This window comes from Paenirhodobacter sp. (genome assembly GCF_050177655.1).
GTDB lineage: Bacteria > Pseudomonadota > Alphaproteobacteria > Rhodobacterales > Rhodobacteraceae > Rhodobacter.
Window position 1 is genome coordinate 1 of sequence record NZ_JBFXGV010000079.1, and the last position, 6,951, is coordinate 6,951.

8 protein-coding genes are annotated in these 6,951 nt (G+C 69.4%); 5 read left to right on the forward strand and 3 right to left on the reverse strand.

All coding sequences use genetic code 11. The features are described from left to right. On the forward strand, positions 1-188 hold a 188-nt coding region (locus tag AB7U46_RS17215; RefSeq protein WP_428338214.1), incomplete at its 5' end, for a hypothetical protein. On the opposite strand, the gene tgt is transcribed toward AB7U46_RS17215, so the two are convergent. After that, complete coding sequence (gene tgt / locus AB7U46_RS17220) at positions 189-1,319, reverse strand: tRNA guanosine(34) transglycosylase Tgt (RefSeq protein WP_428338215.1); 1,131 nt, start codon at positions 1,317-1,319, stop codon at positions 189-191. Positions 1,320-1,473: 154 nt separating this feature from the next. On the opposite strand from tgt, the gene AB7U46_RS17225 reads away from it, so the two are divergent. Continuing rightward, the gene (locus AB7U46_RS17225) at positions 1,474-2,145 is read left to right on the forward strand and encodes a DUF2270 domain-containing protein (RefSeq protein WP_428338216.1); all 672 of its coding nucleotides are present in this window, start codon (positions 1,474-1,476) and stop codon (positions 2,143-2,145) included. 78 nt (positions 2,146-2,223) lie between these two features. Then, positions 2,224-2,766, forward strand: coding sequence for a flavin reductase family protein (locus AB7U46_RS17230; RefSeq protein WP_428338217.1), 543 nt, complete (start codon positions 2,224-2,226; stop codon positions 2,764-2,766). Positions 2,767-2,837: 71 nt separating this feature from the next. On the opposite strand, the gene AB7U46_RS17235 is transcribed toward AB7U46_RS17230, so the two are convergent. Together AB7U46_RS17235 and AB7U46_RS17240 are read right to left on the reverse strand one after the other, a co-directional pair. Continuing rightward, on the reverse strand, positions 2,838-3,290 hold the full coding sequence (locus tag AB7U46_RS17235; protein ID WP_428338218.1) for a DNA polymerase III subunit chi: 453 nt from the start codon (positions 3,288-3,290) through the stop codon (positions 2,838-2,840). Further along, positions 3,290-4,792 carry a leucyl aminopeptidase gene (locus tag AB7U46_RS17240; protein WP_428338219.1) on the reverse strand — a complete coding sequence of 501 codons (1,503 nt, stop codon included), beginning with the start codon at positions 4,790-4,792 and terminating at the stop codon, positions 3,290-3,292. The genes AB7U46_RS17235 and AB7U46_RS17240 overlap by 1 nt, the downstream gene beginning before the upstream one ends. A gap of 143 nt (positions 4,793-4,935) precedes the next feature. On the opposite strand from AB7U46_RS17240, the gene lptF reads away from it, so the two are divergent. Both lptF and AB7U46_RS17250 read left to right on the forward strand, forming a co-directional pair. Then, entirely contained in the window at positions 4,936-6,072 is a 1,137-nt protein-coding gene (gene lptF / locus AB7U46_RS17245) for an LPS export ABC transporter permease LptF (protein ID WP_428338220.1), read from the forward strand. After that, positions 6,069-6,951, forward strand: an 883-nt coding sequence (locus AB7U46_RS17250) for an LptF/LptG family permease (RefSeq protein ID WP_428338221.1), incomplete at its 3' end; no start/stop codon positions are given. The genes lptF and AB7U46_RS17250, both read left to right, overlap by 4 nt.

The following is a 6,951-nucleotide window of genomic DNA, read 5'->3' on the forward strand; positions in this document are numbered from 1 at the left end:
GTGTGCTCTTCCGATCTATCGGCCCCGGAACCTGGCTCCAGATGACGCTCTCCTCGATCCAGCGCGACCTCGCGATGTGCCTGCGCGCGCGGCTCGACGGGCGGCGCGACCACTCCCTCCTCGGGCGCGAGATCCGCAAGCGCGAAGAGCCCGCGCGGGGCACGCCGGCGCTGCCCGCCGCCGGCTGATCAGAGCGGCTCGATATCGCCCTCGGCGCGCAGCGCGTGGAAATCGGCGACGAAAGCGGCAAAGCGCCCCTCGGCGATCGCTGCCCGCATGCCCGCCATAAGCTCCTGATAATAATGCAGGTTGTGCCAGGTGAGCAGCATGCCCGAGATCATCTCCCCCGCCTTGAACACGTGGTGGAGATAGGCGCGCGAATAGTTGCGGCAGGCCGGGCAGCTGCAGTGTTCGTCCAGCGGGCGCGGGTCGTCCATGTGCCGCGCGTTCTTGATGTTGACCTGGCCGCGCCGGGTCCAGGCCTGGCCGGTGCGCCCCGAGCGCGAGGGTAGCACACAATCCATCATGTCGATGCCGCGCTCGACCGCGCCGACGATGTCGTCGGGCTTGCCCACCCCCATCAGGTAGCGCGGCTTGTCCGCGGGCAAAAAGCCCGGCGCATAGTCGAGCACACCGAGCATCGCCTCCTGCCCCTCGCCCACGGCGAGGCCGCCGACGGCATAGCCCTCGAAGCCGATTTCCCTGAGCTTTTCGGCGGACTCTTCGCGCAGCTCGGGCGTCACGCCGCCCTGCATGATGCCGAAAAGCGCATGCCCCGGCCGGTCGCCGAAGGCATCGCGCGAGCGCTGCGCCCAGCGCATCGAGAGCCGCATCGACTTGGCGACGGTTTCCTCGTCCGCCGGCAGCGCCGGGCATTCGTCGAAGGCCATCACGATGTCGGAGCCGAGCAGCCGCTGGATCTCCATGCTCCGTTCCGGGCTCAGGAAATGTTTCGAGCCGTCGACATGGCTCGAAAACGTCACCCCCTCCTCGGTCATCTTGCGCAGGGAGGACAGGCTCATCACCTGGAACCCGCCGGAATCGGTGAGGATCGGCTTCGGCCAGTTCATGAAGCGGTGCAGCCCGCCCAGCCGGTCGATCCGCTCGGCGGTGGGGCGCAGCATCAGGTGATAGGTGTTGCCCAGAAGGATGTCGGCGCCGGTCGCCGCGACGCTTTCGGGCATCATCGCCTTCACCGTGGCCGCGGTGCCCACCGGCATGAAGGCCGGGGTGCGGATCTCGCCACGCGGGGTCGAAATCACCCCGGTGCGGGCCTTGCCGTCGGTGGCAGTGAGGGTGAAGCTGAAGTTCTGGGTCATCCGGGCGCTCCTTCGGGGGCGCGGTGTAGCGCGGATGCGGGGTTTTGGGAAGCCACCCTCCCGCGCGCGCGCCACGCTGCCCCGCAGCAAGCAATTTCCTTGCCCGTTCAAGGCCTCCCGTGCCACTCTCCCCGCAGGGAAGAGGAAGATTGCAATGGACGGGGAGGTTCGGCGCAGCAGGCTCGACAGTGGCGAGATGGGCGCGATCGCGCATCTCTACCGCGGTGAGGTCTACCGCTCGACGATCTGGCGCACGCGACTCGACACCACGACGAACTGGTCGGTGGTGACGCTCGGCATCGCGCTTTCGATCTCCTTCGCCTCGCCCGCGGCCTCGCCGCTGCCGCTGATCCTCGTCGGCATTCTCATCAACTTCTTCCTGATGCAGGAGGCGCGGCGCTACCGTTACTTCAACGTCTGGCGGGCGCGGGCGCGCTGGATGGAGACGCATTTCTTCGCGCCGATGCTGATGGACGGCAACCTGCACATGGAGGAGGGCTGGCAGCAGACCCTCGCGCAGGATTACTGGGCGCCGCGCTACCATGTCTCGATGTGGGTGGCGATCGGGCGGCGGCTGCGGCGCAATTACTTCTGGATCCTGCTCATCCAGAGTGCGGCCTATATCGGCAAGCTGCTCGTCCACCCCGAGCCGCTCACCTCCGCCGCGCAGCTGACCGAGCGCGCCGCGATCGGGCCGATCCCGGGCGGGCTGATCCTCGGGCTGGGCGTGTTCTACTGCCTCGCCTGGGGCGGGGCCGCGGTGCTGAGCTGGCATGACGACCGCCGCCGCGCCAGACGCCATCGCGACAGCACCGGCATGGGCTGACCGCCCCCTCCCTGCGGCGCTCTGGCAGATTTCCGCCCGCGGCCTGCGTGATACTATCACATGAACGGGAGGAAAAAGATGGAAACGCTGCCCCTTGGCCGCGCCTTCACGCTGATCGAGCCGGGTCCGGTGGTGCTTGTCAGCACCCATGACGGCAAGCGGCCGAACGTGATGACGATCAGCTGGACGATGGTGCTCGACTTCTCCGCGCGCTTCGCGATCACCACGGGGCCGTGGAACCATTCCTTTGCCGCGCTGAGCGATCAACGCGACTGCGTGATCTCGATCCCCGGGGCGGGGATGCTCGACACCGTGATCGGCATCGGCACCTGCTCGGGGCGCAAGACCGACAAATTCGCGCGCTTCGGCCTGCGTGCGCTGCGCGCAAGCAAGGTGACCCCGCCGCTGATCGGCGGCTGCCTCGCCCATATCGAATGCCGGGTCGAGGAGATCATCGCCGGCCATGACATCGTGATCTTGCAGGGCCTCGCCGCGCATCTCGATCCGGGGGTGAGCGACCGGCGGCTGATCCATGCGGTGGGCGACGGCACCTTCACCGCGGATGGCGAACATTTCGACCGCCGCGCCCTGATGCGCGCGAAACTGCCCGAAGGGGTCTGACCCGCCCGCTTTTTCCTGGCAAAAATACGCGAATCCCCGGCCGCCGCCCGCGCCGCGCCGGATTTGGGCACCTAGCGCTCCGCCTTCTTCTCCCAGCGGCCGCTCTCGTCGTTCCAGTATTGCGCCGCAGCCCCCGCCGCGGTCAGCGCCCGCCACTGGTCGCGCGCGCGCTGCACCGCACGTTCGTCGCGCCCGTCGAAGAGGATCCAGACCCGCTCATGCGTGCCGACCTCCTCCGCGCTCACCTCGGCGCCGTCGAGCGTCATCACCGCCTGCCGCCCCGCACCATGCGGCCGCGTCGAAAGCAGCACCGGCTGCAGATCGTCATGCGGCCCGCCCTCGAGCCCGTGCGGCAGGAAGCTCTCGTCGCCGCCCAGCCAGAGCTTCTGGTCAAGCCAGTCCATCCGCTCGGGATCGGTGCCGCGGCATTCGACGCGCCAGCCCTGCGCGAGCGCCCGGGTGAGGAGGGTTTCGAGAACCTCCTCCACCGGCGCCTGCGTGACGTGATAGAAAAGCGCGGGCATCAGCCCTCGCGCTTCTCGAAACGGTCGCGGATCAGCCGGTCGAGCGTCATCACCCCCCAGCCCGTCGCCCCTTTCGGCGCAAGCGTGGTCTCGCCCGGCGGCAGCGCGACGCCGGCGATGTCGATATGGCACCAGGGGGTCTCGTCCTTGACGAATTTGCGCAGGAAGGCCGCGGCGGTGATCGCGCCGCCCCAGCGCCCGCCGGTGTTCTTGATATCGGCGAGGCGCGACTTGATCAGCGGGTCATAGGCCGGGGTGAGCGGCATCGGCCAGGCGCCCTCGCCCTCGGTCTTCGCGGCCTTGAGCAGGTCGTGGCTCAGCTTCTCGTCATTCGAAAAGATGCCGGCATGTTCGTGGCCAAGCGCGACGATGATCGCGCCGGTCAGCGTGGCGAGGTCGATCACCGCCGAGGGCGCGAAGCGGTCCTGCGCATACCAGAGCACATCGGCGAGCACGAGACGCCCCTCGGCATCGGTGTTCACCACCTCCACCGTGTCGCCCTTCATCGAGCGCACGATGTCGCCCGGGCGCTGCGCCGCGCCATCGGGCATGTTCTCGACGAGACCGACGAGGCCGACGACGTTCACCGGCGCGTTGCGCAGCGCCAGCGTGCGCATCACGCCCGCGACCACCGCGGCGCCGCCCATGTCCATCGTCATCTCTTCCATCCCGGCCGCCGGCTTGATCGAGATCCCGCCGCTGTCGAAACAGACCCCCTTGCCGACGAGCGCAAGCGGCGGCGCCATGCGCTCGACGCCGCAGCCGTCCTCCTCAGGCGGCAGGCCGGTCCATTGCATCACGACGACCTTCGAGGGGCTGGAAGACCCCTGCCCCACGCCCAAGAGCGCGCGCATGCCAAGCGCCTCGAGCTCCGCCTCCTCGAGGATCTCGACCTCGAGGCCCAGCTCCTGCATCGCCGCAAGCCGCGCGGCGAAATCGTCGGTGGTGAGGATATTCGCCGGCTCGTTCACGAGATCGCGGGTGAAGAACACCCCTTCGGCGAGCGCGGCATGGGGCGCGGCCTCGGCCGCCACCTTCTCGGGCTTCGCCACCATCATCGTCACCGCGCCGAAACCGGGTTTCTCGGCGGTGTGATAGTCGAAGCGATAGGCCCGCAGCGCGAGGCCGAAGGCGAGCTCCGCCGCGCGCGGGTGGTTCTCGGCGAGCACCAGCAGCCCCGCAGCGTCGAGCCCCTTGGCGATCGTCGCGCCCGCCTTGCGCGCCTGAGCCTGCGTCGCGCGGCGCGGCAGTTTCACGAGGCTCAGCGCCGCGCAGGCCATCCCGCCCGGAAAGCCGAGATCGAGCGATTCGCCCGCGCCGAGCTTTTCCCAGGCCCCCGAGCCGAGCGCCCGGGCCAGCGCGCCGCGCGTCAGCCGGTCGAGCCGGCGCGCCGCGGGGGAAAGCGGCCCCTCGGAGGCGACGAGAAGCGCGATGCGCCCCTCGCGCGCGGCGATCTCGGCAAGCTCGGTCTCGGCGAACTGGAGGGCGACGGGATGGGTCATGGCGATACCTCGAAACGGCGGATGGGTCGGAAATCGCCGAGAGCCTAGCGGGCGGCGCGGAAAATGAAAAGCGGCCCGGGGGCGGGGCTTTCCCCGGCCCGCCCGACAGGCTAGACAGGGCGGGAAACCCGAGGGAGCGCCGCGTGACACGACTGGACCGATACCTTCTGTCCCAGCTGATGGCGCTGTTCGGCTTTTTCGCGCTGGTGCTCGTCTCCGTCTATTGGGTGAACCAAGCGGTGCTGCTTTTCGACAAGCTGATCTCGGACGGCCAGACCGCCTGGGTCGTGCTCGAATTCACCGCGCTCACCCTGCCGAACGTGATCCGCCTCGTGCTGCCGGTCGCGGCCTTCGCCGCCACCGTCTATGCGGTGAACCGGCTCGCCTCCGAATCCGAGCTGGTGGTGATGCAGGCCGCGGGCACCTCGCCCTGGCGGCTGGCGCGGCCGGTGGCCTATTTCGGCATCATCGTCGCGCTTTTGATGACGGTGCTCGTGCATGCGCTGGTGCCGCTTTCGCGCGCGCAGCTGGCCGAGCGGCAGGCCCAGGTGAACGAGAACATCACCGCGCGTTTCCTCACCGAGGGCTCGTTCCAGCATCCCGCCGACGGGGTGACGATCTACATCCGCGAGATCTCGCCCTTGGGCGAGCTGCTCGACGTCTATCTCGTCGATGCGCGCTCGAAGACGGCACGCACCACCTATACCGCGGAAAAGGCGCTGATCGTGCGCTCCGACACCGGGCCGAAACTGGTGATGTTCACCGGGCTCGCGCAGACGCTGCGGCTCGCCGACCGTTCGCTCGCGGTGACGCGCTTTGCCGATTTCACCTATGACATCGGTGCGCTGATGGGCGCGCCCACGAAACGCGCGCCGGGCTGGGACGAGACCCCGAGCTGGGCGATGGTCTCCCCCTCCGACGAGCAGATCGCGGCGGCGAAATCGACCCGCGCCGGGGCCTGGCAGGTGCTTGCCGACCGTTTCGCGCAGCCGCTGCTCGCGCCGGCCGCGGCGCTGATCGGCTTCGCCATGCTGATGGTCGGCAATTTCTCGCGCTTCGGCATGTGGCGGCAGATCACCCTCGCGATCATCGGGCTGATCGTGCTGCAATTCCTCACCAATGCGGCCGAAAGCACGATGCGCGGCACGCCCACGCTCTGGGGGCTGGCCTTCGTGCCCTCGGCGGTCGGGATCGTCGTCGCGGCGCTGGTGCTGTGGCAGGCGGGCCGGCCGCGGCGGCCCTGTCCGCGCCGCCCGGCGCGGGAGGGCGCGGCGGCATGACGCTTTCGATCTATATCGCGCGGCGCTTCCTGCGCGCCTTCCTGATCGTGGGCGGCGCCTTCTGGGGCATGCTCTTCCTGATCGAGATGGTGGAGAAGATCCGCAGCTTCGACGCCGCCCGCGTGGGGCTGGCCGATGCCGCGCTGCTCGCCGCGCTGGCGGTGCCGAAGACGCTCTACACGATCTTGCCGCTGATCACCGTGCTTGCGGGGGTCGTGCTCTTCCTCGGCCTCGCGCGCTCCTCCGAGCTGGTGGTGATCCGCGCCGCCGGCCGCTCGGCGCTGCGCATGCTGGTGGCCCCGGTCGGCGTCGCCTTCGGGCTCGGCCTGCTCGCCGTCGCGGTCGGCAATCCGATCGTCTCGGCCACCTCGAAACGCTATGAGGAGCTCGCCGGGCGCTACCGCGCGGGCGGCGCGCAGGCGGTCTCGATCGGGCAGGAGGGCGTCTGGATGCGGCAGGGCACCGGCGACGGCGGTCAGGCGGTGATCCGGGCGAGCCGCGCCAATCTCGACGCGACGAAGCTTTACGACGTCACCTTCCTGATCTTCGACGCGGCGCGCGGCCCGGTGCGGCGGGTCGATGCCGAGGAGGCCGAACTCGGCCATGGCGACTGGAACCTGAGCGGCGCGAAGGACTGGCCGCTCGGCACCTCGACCAACCCCGAGCGCGACGCCAGGACCGAGCCGAAGCTGACGATCGCCACCGATCTCACCGCGGAAAGCATCCGCGACAGTTTCGGCACCCCCTCGGCGGTGCCGATCTGGGACTTGCCCGGCTTCATCCGCGACCTCGAGAAGGCCGGTTGCGCGGCGCGCCGCCTCCTCGTCTGGTTCGTGTGGGAGCTCGCCGCGCCGCGGTGCGTGGCGGCGAGGGGGCTGG

What these genes read in the sequence shown, in the direction of transcription:
- AB7U46_RS17225 (WP_428338216.1), top strand. Translation starts at nt 1,474, where the DNA reads ATGGACGGGGAGGTTCGGCGCAGCAGGCTCGACAGTGGCGAGATGGGC.
- AB7U46_RS17240 (WP_428338219.1), bottom strand. Translation starts at nt 4,792, where the DNA reads ATGACCCATCCCGTCGCCCTCCAGTTCGCCGAGACCGAGCTTGCCGAG.
- AB7U46_RS17230 (WP_428338217.1), top strand. Translation starts at nt 2,224, where the DNA reads ATGGAAACGCTGCCCCTTGGCCGCGCCTTCACGCTGATCGAGCCGGGT.
- tgt (WP_428338215.1), bottom strand. Translation starts at nt 1,319, where the DNA reads ATGACCCAGAACTTCAGCTTCACCCTCACTGCCACCGACGGCAAGGCC.
- AB7U46_RS17235 (WP_428338218.1), bottom strand. Translation starts at nt 3,290, where the DNA reads ATGCCCGCGCTTTTCTATCACGTCACGCAGGCGCCGGTGGAGGAGGTT.